This is a genomic window from Paraburkholderia sabiae (assembly GCF_030412785.1).
GTDB classification, from domain to species: Bacteria; Pseudomonadota; Gammaproteobacteria; order Burkholderiales; family Burkholderiaceae; genus Paraburkholderia; species Paraburkholderia sabiae.
This window is the reverse complement of record NZ_CP125295.1, coordinates 395,530-413,581: the sequence shown is the minus strand read 5'-3', so window position 1 is coordinate 413,581 and position 18,052 is coordinate 395,530. Positions and strand designations below refer to the sequence as shown.

The following is an 18,052-nucleotide window of genomic DNA, read 5'->3' as shown; positions in this document are numbered from 1 at the left end:
TGGCTTGATCTCGATCAACTCTGCGTCGATTAATGTTGTGACGCGCATGCAACGAGCCGCTCGATTGACACGCCGCATGACGCTGCCGCTTGCAGCCGGCGCTGCGTTCGCGCTTGCCGTTGTCGTCGATGCACATGCCGCCGACACTGCCGCACCCGCAGCCGCCGGAACACGCTCCGAACAGGTCGTGCGCGGCGAATATCTGGCGCGCGCGGGCGATTGCGTCGCGTGTCACACGGCGCCGCGCGGCAAGACCTTCGGCGGCGGGCTCGCGATGGAGACGCCGTTCGGCACGCTGTACACGCCGAACATCAGCCCGGACAACGAATACGGCATCGGCAAATGGACGGCTGACGACTTCTTCAAGATGATGCGCACGGGCAAGAGCCCGGACGGCAAGCTCATCTATCCCGCGATGCCGATCGCGGCCTACACGAAGGTCACGCGCGAAGACTCCGACGCGATCTTCGCGTATCTGAAGTCGGTGGAAGCCGTGCATCAGCCGAATCGCAAACATGAACTGCGATTCCCGTTCAACCAGCGCGAACTGCTGGTCGGCTGGCGCTCGCTGTATTTCCGCGAAGGCGAGTTCCAGCCGAACCCGAGTCGCTCCGTCGAATGGAACCGCGGCGCGTATCTGGTCGAAGGACTCGGCCATTGCTCGATGTGCCATACGAAGATCAATCTGCTCGGCGGTTCGTCGAAGAGCGAGCAGTTCGCGGGCGGGCTGATTCCCGTGCAGAACTGGTACGCGCCGTCGCTGACATCCGACAAGGACGGCGGTCTCGGCGACTGGAGCATCAAGGACATCGTCGATCTGTTGCAGGCGGGCATTTCGGATCGCGGCGCGGTCTACGGCCCGATGGCCGAAGTCACGTATCACAGCCTGCAATACATGACCGACGACGACGTGAAAGCGATGGCCGTCTATCTGAAGACGCTGCCCGACAACGATCCCGGCCGCAAGACGGGCCCGTCGGCGACCGTGAAACCGGCCGTGTTCGAAACGGGCCAGCGCATCTACATGCAGAAGTGCGCGACCTGTCACGGCGAGCATGGCGAAGGCAAGCTGCAGCACTACCCGCCCCTCGCGCGCAACCAGTCGATCGAAATGGACTCGGCCGTCAACCCGATCCGCATCGTGCTGAACGGCGGCTTCCCGCCCGGCACGCGACGCAATCCCGAACCGTACGGCATGCCGCCGTTCGCGCAGGAACTGAACGACGCCGACGCAGCCGCCGTCGTCACGTATATCCGCACGGCGTGGGGCAACCACGGCCTGCCTGTGACGGCGAAACAGGTCAACGAACTGCGCAAGGCGCCGCTGCACTAGCTCACATCAATCGCATCAACCTGTCCTCGGAGATCTCTAGATGGACCCTGGTAAGCACTCCGGCGACCACGAAGGCAACGCTTCGGACGACGAAGTCGAACGCATCGTCGCACAAGGCCCGCACGGCGCGATCGCGGTCGCGGGTGTGGCGGCCGTGGTCGTGCTGGCATTGTGGATCGGCTTCTACTTTCTCGTGTTTCTGCCGCGTGGCGTCATTCACTGATCATGTCGACCCAACCTTCCCATTCCCCGGATAGCGGCCATGCCGTCGCCGAGCGCTCGGAAAAACGCTGGGCGTATTTCGTCATCGCGATCGTCGTCTTCATGCTCGTGGTCGTCGTGTACTCGGGCCTGCACTGGGCGATGATGCCGCCGTCGCGCGTCGAAACGATCGACCCGTCGCGGCTGCAGATGTCGGGCGAGTTTGTCGAGAGCAATCTCGGCAGCGCGGTCGAGCCGGACGGCTCCGTGGTCGTGCGCTTCATTGCGCAGCAGTACTCGTTCACGCCGCAATGTCTGCTCGTGCCCGCCGACACCGACATCACGTTCCGCACGACGAGCGCCGACGTCGTGCACGGACTGCTCGTCACGGACACGAACATCAACACGATGGTCGTGCCCGGCTATGTCGCGACGTTCTCCTCCTCCTTCCCGCAACCCGCCGACCATTTGATGCCCTGTCACGAGTTCTGCGGCTTCGGCCATCAGACGATGTGGGCGCACGTGAAGGTCATCGACAAAGCTGCCTTCTTCGAACAGGCCAAACAAAACCGGAGGCTCAGCTGTGTTTCACGCTAAGCGACTCGTTCTCGCGCACTTCTGGCTCGCGTTCATCTCGTTCGGTGTCGCGCTGCTGCTGGGCGCATGGCAGATGCTCGTGCGCAGTCCGCTGCATCCGTGGATCGGCGAACCGGAGCTGTATTACCGCTCGGTGACGGCGCACGGCACCGTGATGGCCTATGTGCTGCCCACGCTGGTGGCGATGGGGTTCGGCTACGCGATCGTCGAACTCGCATTGCAGCAGGCACTTGTCGGCCTGAAGTGGGCATGGGCCGCGCTCATCCTGCTCGCGGTCGGCGCGGTGATGGCGATGATCCCCGTCGCGGCTGGCCAGGCCTCGGTGCTCTTCACCTTCTATCCGCCGATGATCGGCAGTCCGTTCTACTATCTCGGCGTCGTGCTCGTCGTGGTCGGCTCGTGGATCTGGGTCGCGCTGATGGGCATCAATCTGCGCATCTGGAAGCGCGCAAACCCTGGCAAGCCGGTGCCGCTTGCGATGTACGCGAACGTGGCGGGCGCGTATCTGTGGGCGTGGACGGCCGTCGGCGCGGCGCTCGAAATCCTGTTCCAGATTCTGCCCGTCGCGCTCGGCCTGAAGTCGACGATCGACGCCGGCCTCGCCCGCGTGCTCTTCTCGTGGACGCTGCACGCGATCGTCTATTTCTGGCTGGTGCCGTCGTACATCGCGTATTACACGCTGGTGCCGCGCGCGATCGGCGGCAGGCTGTACAGCGATTCGATGGCGCGCGTGTCGTTCATCCTGTTCCTCGTGTTCGCGATGCCGATCGGCATTCACCACCTGTTCGCCGATCCGCAGGTCGGCGCGGGCTTCAAGTTCGTGCACGCCGTGTTCACGGGCATGGTGTCGGTGCCGACGCTGCTGACCGTGTTCACGATCTGCGCGTCGGTGGAAATTGCGGGAAGACTGCGCGGCGGCAAGGGCGCGTTCGGCTGGCTGAAGGCGCTGCCGTGGGACAACCCGATGATGCTCGTCATCGCGTTCTCGTTCATCATGCTCGGCTTCGGCGGCGCGGGCGGGCTCATCAACATGAGCTATCAGCTGAACGAAACGATCCACAATACGCAGTGGGTGACGGGGCACTTCCATCTGATCTTCGGCGGCGCGATCGTCATCATGTACTTCGCGATCGCGTATGAACTGTGGCCGCAACTGACGGGCCGCGCGATCTGCTCCGTGCGGATGGTGCGCTGGCAGTTGTGGCTGTGGTTCATCGGCATGATGGTCGTCACGCTGCCCTGGCACTACGTCGGACTGCTCGGCGCGCCGCGCCGCATGGCTTACTACGACTACAGCAATCCCGCGATCGCGCCGCAAGCGATCTGGGTCGCCGTGTCGGCGTTCGGCGGGTTCATTCTCGTGATATCCGGCTTTCTGTTCCTGTACATCCTCGCGAAATCGCAGTTCGGCATTGTCGAGCAGCCGAAGCAGTTCCGTTTCAGCGCGACCGTGCATCCCGTCGAGCGCGTGCCTGCCGCGCTGAACGGCTTGGGTCTGTGGGTCGCGCTGATGATCGGACTGACGGTGGTCAACTACAGCGTCCCCATCGCGCAGCTGCTCGGTTTGCAGCAGACGTCGGTGCCGGCCGTGTCGGTGGGAGCGCGGTGATGAACGAAGAACGCGTCTTCAGCTTCAGCAACCGATGGTTCACGTCGAGCGTGCTCGGCACGATCGCCATTGCCGTCGTGGCGATTCTGATCGGCTTCATCTGGCTGCCGTCGAAGCATCCCGACTTCACGCAACGCGGATTGTGGGCGACGATCTGCAGCGCGGCAGGCGTGCCGTCGAGCTGGTACACGCAAAGCGAGAACATCGCCGGCCCCGCGCCGAGCAATGTGATCGTGTTGCCGCCCGCGCCGCCGTGGGGCCGCGAGCGGCCGAGCGCCGAGTCGATCGGACGCGGTGCGACGCTCGCGCAGAACTGCTCGATGTGTCACGGCGTGGAAAGTCTGATCCAGGTCACGGCGCCCGTGCTCGCCGGGCAGTATGCCGACGTGATCTACAAGCAATTGCGCGACTACCAGAGCGGGCAGCGCGTGAACTCGATCATGCCGCCGATCATCGCGCGTCTGAACGATCGCGATCTGCACGATCTCGCAAACTACTACTCGACGCTGCCGCGTCCCGCCGCCGTCGAGCAGCGCACGGCCGAAGACGAGAGCATCCGCAAGCTCGTCAACGAAGGCTCGCCGATGCGCAACATCGCGCCCTGCGCAGCGTGTCACGGTGATCGCGATCGCAAGGGCGCCGCGCCGTGGCTGGGCGGGCAGTCGTCGGTGTACATGGCGGCGCAATTGCGCGCGTTCGCAGACGGCGACCGGCGCAACGACATCAACGAACAGATGCGCAACGTCGCGCGCCACATGACGCCGGAAGAAATCGACGGCGTCGCGAAGTATTACGCGCAGCGGCCTTGATCGCGTAACGCGTTGAAAAGAAAAACGGCGGTGCAAGCGTGAATGCCTGCACCGCCGTTTTGTTTCGTACCGCTTTTTCCGTTACGTTCAGACCGCTTCCGCCGCCTCCAGCGGCATCGCCGTTTCCCGCTGCTGAACAGTTGCCCGGCGCGCGACCACACGCGACGACGCTGCCTGCGCGCTATCCGTCTTGAACACGGAGACGGCGTCCGTCAGGCGACGCGCCTGCTCTTCGAGCGAACTCGCTGCTGCCGCAGCCTGTTCGACGAGCGCCGCGTTCTGCTGCGTCACTTCGTCCATCTGCGCAACGGCGAGATTCACCTGATCGATGCCCGTGCTCTGCTCGGTCGCGGCCTCGGCGATCTCTCCCATGATCGCGCTGACGCGCGCGATCGCATCGACGATCTCCGTCATCGTCGAACCCGAACGCTGCACGAGATCCGCGCCCGCCGTCACGCGTTCCGTCGATTCGCCGATCACGCCTTTGATTTCCTTCGCCGCTGCCGCGCTGCGTTGCGCGAGCGATCGCACCTCGCTCGCGACGACCGCGAACCCGCGTCCCTGCTCGCCGGCGCGTGCCGCTTCGACGGCTGCGTTCAACGCGAGAATGTTGGTCTGAAACGCGATGCCTTCGATCACGCCGACGATGTCCGCGATGCGCCGCGAGTCGTCGACGATCTGCTGCATCGTGCCGACCACCTGCTGCGTGAGATCGCCGCCCTGCGCCGCGAGCGTCGATGCGCCTTGCGCGAGCGAGCTTGCCTGCTTCGCGTTGTCGGCCGTCTGCTTGACCGTCGACGTGAGTTCTTCGATACTCGCCGCCGTCTCTTCGAGCGACGCGGCCTGCTCTTCCGTACGTTGCGACAGATTCGTGTTGCCAGCGGCGATTTCGCTCACACCCGTATCGATCGAATCCGTGCCGTGGCGCACCGTGCTCACCGTCGCGATCAGCGATTCCTGCATCTTGCGCAGCGCCGCCGCGAGACGTCCCATTTCGTTGTCGCCGACAATATCGATGCGGCCCGTCAGGTCGCCGTTCGCGATGCGCTGGAATTGATCGATCGTGGCGTCGACGGGATGCACGATCGCGCGCACCATCAGCACGCGCCCGATCCACGCGAAGATCAGCGTGGCCGCCATGCCGATCGCGACGCCGACGCTGATCGTGTAGAACAGCTGCTGCGCGTCCTGATAGCGCTGCTCGGCGTGATCGAGCTGCAGCTTTTCGAGCGTGAGCATCGCCTTTTCGAACGCGCTGTAGAGCGGCGACAGCTTGTGCGCCTGCAACTGCTGGAATGCCGCCTTGTCGCCGGACTTGAGCGCCGCGAGCGCGGGTTCGACGCCTTCGCGCAGGAAGGTGTCGCGCTTGTCCTGCATGTCCTTGATGAGACGCTGTTCGTCGGCGTCGTTGCTTGCCTTGCTGGTGTAATGCGAGAGCCGGTCGTTCGACACCTTCAGATACGTGTCGAAACGCTTGAGCACGGCGTCCGCGCCTTCCTGATCGTTCAGTTCGATCAGCGAAGCATAAGTCGCCAGCGCGAGACGCAGGCGCAGCAGCTGTCCGGCACTGCCTTCGAGGTCGGCCACGGCGGGCGTGTCGACGGTGTACATCTGTTGCAGCGACGCATTGCTCTCACGCAGCGACAACAGCCCCGCTGCCGCGCCAATCAGCAACACGATGCCGAACAGCACGATCATCAACGTAAGGTATGCGCGAATCGAAAGACGTTTCAACATGAACCTTGTCTCCTATGGCCGCGTGCCTGGAATCTCCCGGTTCCACGGCAGGCGTGCTGCGCCCAGGCCCATAGGCAAGGTCCGCAACGCGATTAAAATTTAAGCAAATGCACCACAATTTCAGTTACGGCCAGTTCGCCCAAAACTTTATGGGCCAGGTGGTGGCTTTCCTGCGAAATGTTCGCAAATTTGATCTGGCGCACAGGCTCGCGATGCTTGCGGGATCTTTCTTCTCGATATGTGGGTTTCGTGCCGTTGATTTAACAATCCGGCGGACGGCTGGCTTGCCCGCGCCGTCGCGTTGTTAGACATTAGCGAGGCGATGGCTACGCGGACCCCGCTCATGCAAGAGACAACGTCGACGCTCGTGGTATTCGTCCTGTTGCTGATCGGAACGGGCGTGGGTTTTTTCGGCAAGCCTTACTTGCCCGAGGAGCATCGCAAGCACGAGACGATGCAGCTGATCCAGCTGGTTATCACGATGCTCGTGACCTTCGCGGCGCTGGTGCTGGGGCTGCTCACGGCGTCGGCGAAAAGCAGCTTCGATACCGTCGGCAACGACTTCCGCTCGTATGCAGCCGAACTAATCCAGCTCGACACGGTTCTGCGCCAGTACGGTCCCGAGGCGGACCGTCCGCGTGAGTTGCTGCGCATGTACACGGCTGCGGCGATTGCGGCGACCTGGCCGCGCGAGCAACCGCCGGCGGGCGAGTATCCGAGAATTTCATCCGATCTGAATCAGGACAAGCTCGAAGACGTGAAGCTCGGCGACATGCTGAATGCAGCGTACATCGCGGTACGCAAACTCAAGCCGACCGACAGCTATCAGGAGAACACGCTGGCCGAGTGCCTTGCCCGTTTCGAACGTGTGATCGAGGCGCGCTGGACGCTGATCGAACAAGCGCATAGTTCGATCTCCAAGCCGTTTCTCACGACGCTCACGTTCTGGCTGATGGTGATCTTCCTGTGCTTTGGCCTCGTCGCGCCGCGCAATGCGCTGGCGCTCGTGATGATCATGCTGGGCGCGGTGTCGATCGCGTCGGCCGTGTATGTGATCGTCGATCTCGACACGCCGCTGACGGGGCCGATCGTTTCGTCGAGCCAACCAATGCGCGATGCGCTCGCGCATCTCGATCGGGCGCCTTAGTGCGCTTTCGTTTGCTTCAACCGAGGTTCAGTCCGCCTGCCGCGTCGAAGATTTCGCGCAGCCATTGAGCAAACACCCGCACACGCGACGACAACTGACGACTCTGCGGATAGAGCACGGTGACGGGCATCGGCGGCGGCGGAAATTCGGGCAACACGACGACGAGGCTGTCCGCAGCCAGCTCGTTCTGCACTCGATAGCGCGGCACCTGCACGAGACCGAGCCCCGCGACAGCCGAGCCGGTGTACAGGTCGGTGCCCGTCACGGACACGATCGCCTCCAGATTGATCTCGACGACGCGTTCGTCGATGGTGAATTCGAGCGGCAACGCGTTGCCCGTCGCGCTCGATATGTAGTTGACGGCGCGGTGCGTCGCGAGCGAGTCAGGGCTGTCGGGTGTGCCGTATCGTTCGAGATAGCTTGGGCTCGCAACCGTCACCTGTTCGAGCCGCGCAACGCGCCGCCCGACCATCGACGAATCCTGCAGATTGCCCGCCCGCAGCACGCAATCGACGCCCTCGCGCACCAGATCGACCAGCCGGTCGTCCTCGCCGATATATAGCTCGATGCCCGGATAGCGCGCCAGAAACTCAGGCAGCGCCGGCACGATGAAGTGCCGTGCGAGTGTGCCCTGCAGGTTCACGCGCAGCAGTCCCTTGGGCGCGGCATTGCGAAACGAACCCTCGGCTTCGTCCATGTCGGCGAGCAGGCGCACGCAGCGGCGGTAATACGCTTCGCCGTCGTGCGTGAGGCGCACGGTGCGCGTCGTGCGCTCCAGCAGCCGCGCGCCGAGCCGCGCCTCCATGCGTTTCATCAGGTTCGTGACGGTGGCGCGGGGAATCTGCAGATCGTCGGCCGCACGGGTGAAGCTCTGCCGCTCGGCGATCCGGACGAACACCTGCATTTCCTGAAAACGGTCCATGGAACGGCTCGCAGCGGCCGGGTTTCAGCCATTGTTGAAGTGAATGGAACGATGATAACAAGTTTAGCCTGATTATCTCTTTCGTGAGATATCCGATCATCCTTCTCATCAACTCACCACTTCAAGGAATCGGATCATGAACAACGTCAAGAATGCACAGGTCGCCATCGTCACGGGCGCTTCGCGGGGCATCGGCGCGGCGATCGCGCGGCGCCTCGCCAGCGACGGTTTTGCCGTCGTCGTGAACTACGCGGCGAGTTCGAAGGAAGCGGACGCGCTCGTCGCCGAACTGAAGGCGGAAGGCGCGGCAGCGATCGCGGTGAAGGCGGATGTCTCGAATGCCGACGACGTGCGCCGCCTGTTCGATGCAACGGAACAGCAGCTCGGCCGGGTCGACGTGCTCGTCAACAACGCGGGCATCCTGAAGCCGGCGCCGCTTTCCGACACCAGCGACGCGCTCTTCGCGCAAACCTTCGATATCAACGTGCGCGGCACCTTCAACACGCTGCGCGAAGCGGCGACGCGGATGAATGGCGGCGGACGCATCGTGAACTTTTCGAGCACGACGCTCGCGCTGAACATGCCCGGCTACGCGATCTACAACGCGACGAAGGCCGCCGTCGAATCGTTCACGCGCGTGTTCGCGAAGGAACTGCGCGGTCGCAACATCACCGTCAATGCGGTGGCGCCGGGGCCCGTCGCGACGTCGCTGTTCCTCGACGGCAAGACGGAAGAGCAGATCCAGACCTTCGCGAAGATGCCGCCGCTGCAACGGCTTGGCCAGCCGGAGGATATCGCTTCTGTGGTCGCGTTTCTCGCGGGTTCGGATGGCGCGTGGGTGAATGGGCAGATTCTGCGGGCGAATGGCGGACTGGCCTGATCGTCCGCAAGCGCGGCTCATGTGGCCATGTAGCTCATGTTCTCGCGCGCATAACAAAACACCCCGCTCGATGGCGGGGTGTTTTTGCATTCGTTCGACGCGCGATGCTTCAGGGCGTCTTGATCGCGGAGATGGATTAGAACGGGATATCGTCGTCCATTTCGTCGAAGCCGCCGCCAGCCGGCGCGCTCGGACGGCTCTGACCGCCGCCGCCGCCGCCACCCGCTACACGGCCACCACCGCCGCCGCCCGACATGCGGCCGCCGCCGCGTTCCATCGATTCGCCACGGCTGTAGCCGCCGTCGTCGCCACCACCACCGCCGCCGCCCGCACCGCCGCGGCCGCCGAGCATCTGCATCTGGTCAGCGACGATTTCCGTCGAGTAACGTTCGGTGCCGTCTTGCGCCTGGTACTTTCGCGTGCGGATACGGCCTTCGATATACACCGACGAGCCCTTCTTCAGGTACTCCGACACGATTTCAGCGAGGCGCCCGAAGAACGAAATGCGATGCCATTCCGTCATTTCCTTGAATTCGCCCGACTGCTTGTCCTTGTAGCGATCGGTCGTGGCAAGGCGGATGTTCGCCACCGCGTCGCCGCTCGGAAGATAACGAACTTCCGGATCGGCGCCCAGATTGCCGACGAGAATGACCTTGTTCACGGATGCCATGAGTTTCTCCTGTTGATTCCGTTCCGGCGACGCGGCACTGGATGGCTTCTACGCCACGGCCGCTTCAGAGTGACCGGAAAGCGCGCCCCGTTGTTACACGCCGCCTGTAAATTCGAGCCCTAAAACTTTATGCCTTGCGCGGCGGCTGTTTCATGCTGGCGGCGATTATAAGCCAGCACGCCACGAGCCCAGAACAGGCAAAGAAAACCGCGCTCTGTCCGTCCACTTTCAGCAGCCAGCCGCCGATCACGCCGCCCATTGCAAGCCCGATCGACTGCGTGGTGTTGTACACGCCGGCTGCCGCGCCCTTGCGATTGCCCGGCGCCAGCTTCGACACCAGCGAAGGCTGCGATGCTTCCAGAATATTGAAGCCGAGGAAGTAGACGAACAGGATCGCGGCCACAGTCAGAATGGTATGCGGAGCCACGCCAAGTAGTAACTGTCCGATCAGGATAAGACCAATCGCACTCAGCAGCACGGCCTTCATCTTGCCGCGCTTTTCCGCGGCGATGATCGCGGGGACCATCATCACGAAGGCGAGGCCCATCACGGGCAGGTAAATTTTCCAGTGCGACGACACGGGCAGTCCGCCCGATTCGAGGATGCGCGGCACGACGAGGAACAGCGCGGTTTGGGTCGCGTGCAGCACGAGCACGCCGAAGTTCAGGCGCAGCAGTTCCGGGTTGTGCAGGACTTCGCGGAACGGCGCGGGAACGTGCACGGGTTTCGGCGCATCGGGGACGATCCACAACACGACGCCGATAGCCAGAATCGAAAAGATGCCGACGAGCGTGAACAGACCGCTCATGCCGAGCCAGTGGAACACAATCGGTGCGCCGACGATCGCCACGGCGAACGACACGCCGATCGAGCCTCCCACCATCGCCATCGCCTTCGTGCGATGCTCTTCGGCCGTCAGGTCCGCGATGAACGCGATCACCGCCGACGACACCGCGCCCATCCCCTGAATCACGCGGCCGACGATGATCCACGTCATGTCGTGCGCGAACGCCGCGACAAAACTGCCGAGCGCGAAGATCAGCAGACCAGTCGCGATGACGGGCTTGCGGCCGACCTTGTCGGAAATCCAGCCATAAAAGATGTACAGCAGCGATTGCGTCACGCCGTATGCACCGAGCGCGATGCCGACCAGCAGCACGTTGTCGCCGCCGGGAATCGTCTTCGCGTAGATCGAGAAGACGGGCATGATCATGAAGAGGCCCAGCATGCGCAGCGCGAAGATCGCGGCAAGCGACACGGTCGCGCGCAGTTCAGGCGCGCTCATGCGTGAAGATGTGGCGGACGGATTGGACATCGGGAACGATTTTCGAATGAACGGGCAGCGAGTCGCGCGATGCCCACATGCACGACGCACGCGCGGCATCTGACGCTGGCCGAGCTTATAACGGGTTGCCGGCTGTCTTGCAGAAGGCGGAAATCGCCCTTACTTACGAACCATTCCCGCAACGCTGAACCGCAAAAAAACGACGCTTTCGCCCCTGTCAGCGAGCCGTTTGCGCACTGTCAGGAAGCCGTAACGGCGGTCTGGAAAAGTCGTTATAGTAGCAGGTTTAGCCTTCTCCTCTTCCCGCCGGTTCATGGAACAAATCCGTATCCGTGGGGCTCGGACCCACAACCTGAAGAACGTCAATCTCGACTTGCCGCGTCACAAGCTGGTCGTGATTACCGGCCTGTCCGGCTCGGGCAAATCGTCGCTCGCCTTCGACACGCTCTACGCCGAAGGCCAGCGCCGCTATGTGGAGAGCCTGTCCGCGTACGCCCGGCAATTTTTGCAGCTGATGGAAAAGCCGGACGTCGACCTGATCGAAGGTTTGTCGCCCGCCATCTCCATCGAGCAGAAAGCGACCTCGCACAACCCGCGCTCGACGGTCGGCACCGTCACCGAAATCCACGACTACCTGCGACTACTCTACGCACGTGTCGGCACGCCGTATTGCCCGGACCACGAAATTCCGCTCGAGGCGCAAAGCGTCTCGCAGATGGTGGACGCCGCGCTCGCGCTGCCCGAAGACACGCGGCTTATGATCCTCGCGCCCGTCGTCGCGAATCGCAAGGGCGAGCACACCGAGCTGTTCGAGGACATGCAGGCGCAGGGTTTCATCCGTTTTCGCGTGCGCTCGGGCGGCGGTACGGCCAACGAAGGCGTCGCGAAGATCTATGAAGTCGATTCGCTGCCGCAGCTGAAAAAGAACGACAAGCACACGATCGACGTCGTCGTCGACCGTCTGAAGGTGCGGGCCGACGCGAAGCAGCGTCTCGCCGAATCGTTCGAAACGGCGCTGCGTCTCGCCGACGGCCGCGCGATCGCGCTCGAAATGGACACGGACAAGGAGCATCTGTTCAGCTCGAAGTTCGCGTGTCCGATCTGCTCGTACTCGCTGCAGGAACTGGAGCCGCGGCTTTTCTCGTTCAACAACCCGATGGGCGCGTGTCCGGAATGTGACGGCCTCGGCCAGATCACGTTCTTCGATCCGAAGCGGGTGGTCGCGCATCCGTCGCTATCGCTGGCGGCGGGCGCCGTGAAGGGCTGGGACCGGCGCAACCAGTTCTACTTCCAGATGCTGCAAAGCCTCGCGGCGTTCTACGGATTCGACATCGATACGGCATTCGAAGATTTGCCCGAAAAGGTGCGCAGCATCCTGCTGTACGGTTCGGGCAAGCAGACGGTGCCGTTCTCGTACATCAACGAGCGTGGCCGTACGTCCGTGCGCGAGCATGTGTTCGAAGGGATCATTCCGAACCTGGAGCGGCGTTATCGCGAGACGGATTCCGTCGCCGTGCGCGAAGAACTCGCGAAGTATCAGAACAATCAGGCGTGTCCGTCGTGCGAAGGCACGCGTCTGCGCCGCGAAGCGCGCTACGTGCGCATCGGTGCGGACAAGGACGCGCGCGGCATCTACGAAGTGAGCGGCTGGCCGCTGCGCGACACGCTCGGCTATTTCCAGACGCTGAGGCTCGAAGGCGCGAAGCGCGAAATCGCCGACAAGGTCATCAAGGAAATCGTCGCGCGTCTGATGTTCCTGAATAACGTCGGGCTCGATTACCTGTCGCTCGAACGCAGCGCCGAAACGCTGTCGGGCGGCGAGGCGCAGCGCATCCGGCTCGCGTCGCAGATCGGCTCGGGGCTGACGGGCGTGATGTACGTGCTCGACGAACCGTCCATCGGCCTGCATCAGCGCGACAACGACCGTCTGATTTCGACGCTCAAGCATCTGCGCGATCTCGGCAATTCGGTGATCGTCGTCGAGCACGACGAGGACATGATCCGCATGGCCGATTACGTCGTCGATATGGGACCGGGCGCGGGCGAGCACGGCGGCATGGTGATCGCCGAAGGCACGCCCGACGAAGTGCAGGCCGATCCCGCGTCGATGACGGGCCAGTATCTCGCGGGCGCGCGCCGCATCGAATTCCCCGACGACCGCAAGCAGGCCGACGAACGCCATCTGCGCATCATCGAGGCGTACGGCAACAACCTGAAGCTCGTCACGCTCGATCTGCCTGTGGGTCTTCTGACCTGCGTGACGGGCGTGTCCGGTTCGGGCAAGTCGACGCTCATCAACGACACGCTCTATCACGCCGTCGCGCAGCACTTGTACGGTTCGTCGGCGGAGCCGTCGCCGTTCGAGGCGATCGAAGGCCTCGAACATTTCGACAAGGTCATCAACGTCGACCAGTCGCCGATCGGCCGCACCCCGCGCTCGAATCCCGCCACCTACACGGGCGTCTTCACGCCGATCCGCGAACTGTTCGCTGGCGTGCCCGCCGCGAAGGAACGCGGCTACGATCCGGGCCGCTTCTCGTTCAACGTGAAGGGCGGACGCTGCGAATCGTGTCAGGGCGACGGCGTGCTGAAGGTCGAGATGCACTTCCTGCCGGACGTGTACGTACCGTGCGATGTGTGTCACGGCAAACGGTACAACCGCGAAACGCTGGATATCCTCTACAAAGGCCAGAACATCAGCGAAGTGCTGGAGATGACGGTCGAGCACGCGTACGACTTCTTCAAGGCCGTGCCCGTCGTCGCGCGCAAGCTGAAGACGCTACTGGACGTGGGTCTCGGCTATATCCGTCTTGGCCAGTCGGCGACCACGCTGTCGGGCGGCGAGGCGCAACGCGTGAAGCTGTCCCTGGAACTGAGCAAGCGAGATACGGGTCGCACGCTTTATATCCTCGACGAGCCTACAACCGGTCTGCATTTCCACGATATCGCGCTGTTGCTCGAAGTGATTCATCGGTTGCGAGATCAAGGAAATACCGTGGTCATCATCGAGCATAATCTCGATGTGATAAAAACTGCCGACTGGGTGATCGATCTGGGCCCGGAAGGCGGCGCCGGCGGCGGTCAGATCATCGCCCAAGGCACGCCGGAGCAGGTCGCGAGGTCGAAAGCAAGTTTTACCGGCCGTTATCTCGCGCCGCTTTTGCAGCGCGACAAGGCAGCCGGCGCGCTCGTACATGATGCCGAAACAGATGAGGAAGAAGCTGAAGCAACTGTCGGCGACGCCGACGCTGAAGAATCCGCAAAACCAGCCGTAAAAGCAGCAAAGCCGAAAAAGGCCGTCGCTGCCGATGCACCCAAACCGGCTTCGACATCGACAGCGAAGCCAGCGGCAGGCGCGGTCAAAGCGGCGGCAAAAACCGCCAAGGCCCGCAAGCCGAGCGTGAAAACCTGAGGTTGGAGACTATAGAAAGCCATGGCCAAGCGTAATCAGGCCCGCGAGGACGGGCAGGTGCAGGATCTGCGCCCTCGCCCGGTCAGGCTGACCAGCGACATGAGCCTGCCGAAACTGTCGGCGGTCGAAATCGGCAGCTACATCGTCGCCTTGCTCGCGATGTGGGCGGTGCTCGAACTGAAGCTGCTCGGCGCGCTGCTCGCCGGCATGCTCGTGTTCCAGCTCGTCCACACGCTCGCGCCGCGCATCGAAAAGCATATGTCGAGCGGGCGCGCGCGCTGGCTCGCGGTGGTGATTCTCTCTGTGGTGATCGTCGGCGCGCTGACGGGCTTCACCGTCGCCGTGATCGAGCACTTCGAGAAAGACGTGCCGAGTGTGCAGAAACTGCTCGACCAGGCGATGTCGCTGATCGATCAGGCGCGAGGCCGTCTGCCGGAATTCATCGCGCAGAACCTGCCCGTTTCCACCGAGCAGATGAAAGAGAAAGCCGCCGTGCTGATGCAGACGCACGCGAGCACGTTGTCGCAAGGCGGCAAGAACGCCGCGCGGATTTTCACGCACATTCTGATCGGCATGATCATCGGCGCGATCATCGCGGTCGGCGCGCAAAGGCACATGCAGCGGCTGCCACTGTCGACGGCGTTCATCACGCGCGTCGGCCGTTTCGCCGACGCGTTCCGCCGCATCGTGTTCGCGCAGGTGAAGATTTCGGCGATCAACACGGTGTTCACAGGCATCTTCCTGTTGCTGCTGTTGCCGCTCTTTCACGCACCGCTGCCGATGGCGAAGACGCTGGTCATCCTCACGTTCATCGTCGGCTTGCTGCCCGTGATCGGCAATCTGATCTCGAACACGCTGATCGTGGCCGTCGCGCTGTCGGTGAGCTTTCCGGCGGCCGTGACGGCGCTGATCTTCCTGATCCTGATCCACAAGCTCGAATACTTCCTGAACGCGCGGATCATCGGCGGACAGATCGAGGCGCGCGCGTGGGAACTGCTGATCGCGATGCTCATCATGGAAGCCGCGTTCGGCATTCCGGGCGTGATCGCCGCGCCGATTTTCTATGCGTACATCAAGCGAGAACTGATCTATCTGCGGCTCGTGTGACGCACACGGCTCAGCAAACAAAAAAGGGCGACCGCGAGGCCGCCCTTTTTCATGTCCGCGATTCCCGAAGCACGGAGGAACGCGACGATCAGAAGTCGATGCGCGCGTTGAGCGACACCGTGCGCGGATCGCCCGGCGAGATGTAGTCCGCGTACTGATATTCCCAGTAGCGCTTGTTCGTGATGTTGTCGAGCGCGGCACGGAACGTCACACCATATCCGCCGATTTTCGTTGCATACGTCGCGCCGACATTGAAGAGCGTGTAGCCGCCCGCCTTCAGATCGCCCGCGGGACGCACGGTCGTGTTGCCCGTGAACTTGGCGTCGGCGCCGACTTTCAGCCCCGGCACGTACGGCACGTTGTACGTCACGTGACCGGCCGCGACGAAGCCCGGCGCGCCCGCGACGCGGTTGCCGTCGAACGACGAACCGCGCTCGTACTTCGTATGCAGCCACATCAGGTCGCCGCCGACCGTCCAGCCCGCGCCGAGCCGCACGTCCGCGCCCGCTTCGACGCCCTCGAAAATCGACTCGCCGTCCTGCACGTAGAAGTTCGCGCTGTTCGGGTATTCGGCGCCGCGCTCGATGCGGAACAGCGCCGCGCTCGCGCTCCAGCGCGTCTGCTCCGTCTTGACGCCGACTTCGTACTGCTTGCTGCGCAGCGGCTTGAGCATCTGACCGGCGTTCGCATACGTGAAGTCGACGATCGAACCCGCTTCGAGCGATTCGACGTAGCTCGTGTAGAGCGTCGTCGTCGGTGCGAGCTTGAACATCAGCGCGACGGAAGGCGTGAGCACACCGCTCTGGCTGTAGTGCGAACTCGTCGCGCCCGCCAGCGTGTAGCCGTTCTGCTCGTAGTTCGTGTAACGCACGCCGCCGAGCACCGACCAGCGCTCGGTCAGCTGGATCGTGTCGCTGGCGAACAGCGCTTTTTGCGTGATGTCGCCGGCTCGATAAGTCGTGAGGCCTTCGGGGCTGTAGAAAGTGTTGTTGTTCGGCGAATAGATGTTGCCCGTGCCGATCAACTCGTACGCGCTGGTCGCTTCGTATTCGTTCACCTGCTTCTGCCACGCCGCGCCGAACACCAGTTGATGCTGGAACGGTCCCGTCTTCACGTTGCCTTCGACCATCGCCTGCCACAAGCTCAGACGATGCCCTTCCTTGCCGGCGAAGCGGTAATCCGTGTAGTCGCCGGATGCGTCTTGCAGGAAGAACGTGCTCTCGTTGCGGTCGCGGAAGCTCTTGCTGAAGCTGTACGTGAGACTCGCGGTCCAGTCAGGCGTCAGGTTGTAGTGCAGACCCGCCGTGTACAGCTGCAGATTTGTGTTCAGGTGCTGCGACGCGTTGCCGAGGTTGTCGGTGGAACCGCTGACCGTCGTCGGCAGCGAGGTGCCGACGTATTGCGCTGTCGAAATCGAACCGCCCTGGCCGCTGGCATGCTGATCCTGATACAGCGCGCCGAACGTCGCCGTCAAGTCGCGTGTAATGCGGGCGTCGAGCGCAAGCGAAAACGCGTCGCGGCGGATGTTGCCGTCGTTGTACGTCTGCCCTTCTTCGTGCGTGGCGTTGAAGCGATAGCCGAACATGCTGTTCGGACCGATGCGGCCGCCGAGGTCCGCGTGCTCGCTCCACACGCCGTCGTTCCGATAGCCGATGTCGACGCTGCGAACCGGCGTGTCGCTGCGCGGCGGCTGTTTCGTCACGTAATTGACGACGCCGCCCGGCGCGCCGAAGCCATACATGAAGCCGGACAGCCCCTTCAGCAGTTCGACGCGTTCGAGCTGTTCGTACGGCATCGTGATGCCATAGCTGTTGAACGGCAATCCGTCGATCTTGAAGCCGTTCTGCCAGTCGAGCTGCATGCCGCGCACGCTCAGATACGTCGCCCATGCGCTGTACGGATTGCCGTTGTCGGAGACGGAAGCGTCGCGCGCGAACACGTCGCCGAGCTTTTGCGGCTGCATGTCCTGCAACTCTTCGCTGGTAACGACGGTCGTCGAAAACGGCGTGTCGAGCTGCGTGCGCGTGCCGAGCGCGCCGCTGTTGACGTCGGTGTTCAGATGCTGCAGCGAGTCCTGCGCGGCCGTCACCTTGACGACGGGCAGCGCCTTGTCGGCGGATGAATCGCTGGTCGCGCCCACCGATGTCGCGGCGGCATTCGTCGCGTTGCCCGCGCTGTCCGACTGCGCGTACGCGCTGTGGCTCGCAGCAAACGCGAGCATCGCGGCAACGTGCAGTGCGCCCATGACAGGCGCCTTCTTGCCGTACTTCTGACCCGCCCCTTTTCCGACCATCTTTTTCATTGTTGTTCCCGGCAACTCATTTGAAAAACATCATTCAATGA

The 18,052-nt window shown here is 63.0% G+C and carries 14 protein-coding genes; 9 read left to right on the top strand and 5 right to left on the bottom strand.

Annotation, left to right across the window (positions count from 1 at the left end):
• Positions 1-46 precede the first annotated feature (46 nt).
• The 5 genes from QEN71_RS01880 to QEN71_RS01860 are packed head-to-tail and all read left to right on the top strand — an operon-like array spanning position 47 to position 4,549.
• Entirely contained in the window at positions 47-1,333 is a 1,287-nt protein-coding gene (locus QEN71_RS01880; RefSeq protein WP_377791195.1) for a c-type cytochrome, read from the top strand.
• A 40-nt stretch (positions 1,334-1,373) separates the two neighbouring features.
• Complete coding sequence (locus QEN71_RS01875; RefSeq protein WP_201651274.1) at positions 1,374-1,556, top strand: hypothetical protein; 183 nt, start codon at positions 1,374-1,376, stop codon at positions 1,554-1,556.
• Positions 1,557-1,558: 2 nt separating this feature from the next.
• Positions 1,559-2,131, top strand: a complete 573-nt coding sequence (locus QEN71_RS01870) for a cupredoxin domain-containing protein (RefSeq protein ID WP_028364993.1) — start codon at positions 1,559-1,561, stop codon at positions 2,129-2,131.
• Positions 2,118-3,740, top strand: coding sequence for a b(o/a)3-type cytochrome-c oxidase subunit 1 (locus QEN71_RS01865; RefSeq protein WP_201651275.1), 1,623 nt, complete (start codon positions 2,118-2,120; stop codon positions 3,738-3,740). Before QEN71_RS01870 ends, QEN71_RS01865 begins: the two co-directional genes overlap by 14 nt.
• Positions 3,740-4,549: a c-type cytochrome gene (locus tag QEN71_RS01860; RefSeq protein ID WP_201651276.1), complete on the top strand. Its 810-nt coding sequence runs from the start codon at positions 3,740-3,742 to the stop codon at positions 4,547-4,549. The genes QEN71_RS01865 and QEN71_RS01860 overlap by 1 nt, the downstream gene beginning before the upstream one ends.
• 87 nt (positions 4,550-4,636) lie before the next feature.
• On the opposite strand, the gene QEN71_RS01855 is transcribed toward QEN71_RS01860, so the two are convergent.
• Positions 4,637-6,286 (bottom strand): methyl-accepting chemotaxis protein, encoded by a 1,650-nt coding sequence (locus QEN71_RS01855; RefSeq protein WP_201651277.1) that lies wholly within the window; start codon positions 6,284-6,286, stop codon positions 4,637-4,639.
• A gap of 343 nt (positions 6,287-6,629) precedes the next feature.
• Here QEN71_RS01855 and QEN71_RS01850 point away from each other — a divergent pair, with 343 nt between their 5' ends.
• A complete protein-coding gene (locus tag QEN71_RS01850; protein ID WP_201651278.1) occupies positions 6,630-7,433 on the top strand; it encodes a bestrophin-like domain in 804 nt (267 codons plus the stop codon).
• Between the two features lie 16 nt (positions 7,434-7,449).
• Here QEN71_RS01850 and QEN71_RS01845 read toward each other — a convergent pair whose 3' ends face one another.
• Entirely contained in the window at positions 7,450-8,355 is a 906-nt protein-coding gene (locus QEN71_RS01845; protein WP_201651279.1) for a LysR family transcriptional regulator, read from the bottom strand.
• 136 nt (positions 8,356-8,491) lie between these two features.
• On the opposite strand from QEN71_RS01845, the gene QEN71_RS01840 reads away from it, so the two are divergent.
• Positions 8,492-9,235, top strand: coding sequence for an SDR family oxidoreductase (locus QEN71_RS01840; RefSeq protein WP_201651280.1), 744 nt, complete (start codon positions 8,492-8,494; stop codon positions 9,233-9,235).
• Positions 9,236-9,371: 136 nt separating this feature from the next.
• Here the strand turns inward: QEN71_RS01840 and QEN71_RS01835 are convergent, their stop codons facing one another.
• A complete protein-coding gene (locus tag QEN71_RS01835) occupies positions 9,372-9,905 on the bottom strand; it encodes a single-stranded DNA-binding protein (protein WP_201651281.1) in 534 nt (177 codons plus the stop codon).
• 127 nt (positions 9,906-10,032) lie between these two features.
• Positions 10,033-11,220 (bottom strand): MFS transporter, encoded by a 1,188-nt coding sequence (locus QEN71_RS01830; protein WP_201651282.1) that lies wholly within the window; start codon positions 11,218-11,220, stop codon positions 10,033-10,035.
• A 283-nt stretch (positions 11,221-11,503) separates the two neighbouring features.
• Between QEN71_RS01830 and uvrA the strand changes: the two genes are divergently transcribed.
• Both uvrA and QEN71_RS01820 read left to right on the top strand, forming a co-directional pair.
• The gene (gene uvrA, locus QEN71_RS01825) at positions 11,504-14,602 is read left to right on the top strand and encodes an excinuclease ABC subunit UvrA (RefSeq protein WP_201651283.1); all 3,099 of its coding nucleotides are present in this window, start codon (positions 11,504-11,506) and stop codon (positions 14,600-14,602) included.
• A 21-nt stretch (positions 14,603-14,623) separates the two neighbouring features.
• Positions 14,624-15,709: an AI-2E family transporter gene (locus QEN71_RS01820; RefSeq protein ID WP_201651284.1), complete on the top strand. Its 1,086-nt coding sequence runs from the start codon at positions 14,624-14,626 to the stop codon at positions 15,707-15,709.
• 88 nt (positions 15,710-15,797) lie between these two features.
• Here the strand turns inward: QEN71_RS01820 and QEN71_RS01815 are convergent, their stop codons facing one another.
• Positions 15,798-18,002 (bottom strand): TonB-dependent siderophore receptor, encoded by a 2,205-nt coding sequence (locus tag QEN71_RS01815; protein WP_377791204.1) that lies wholly within the window; start codon positions 18,000-18,002, stop codon positions 15,798-15,800.
• Positions 18,003-18,052 lie beyond the last annotated feature (50 nt).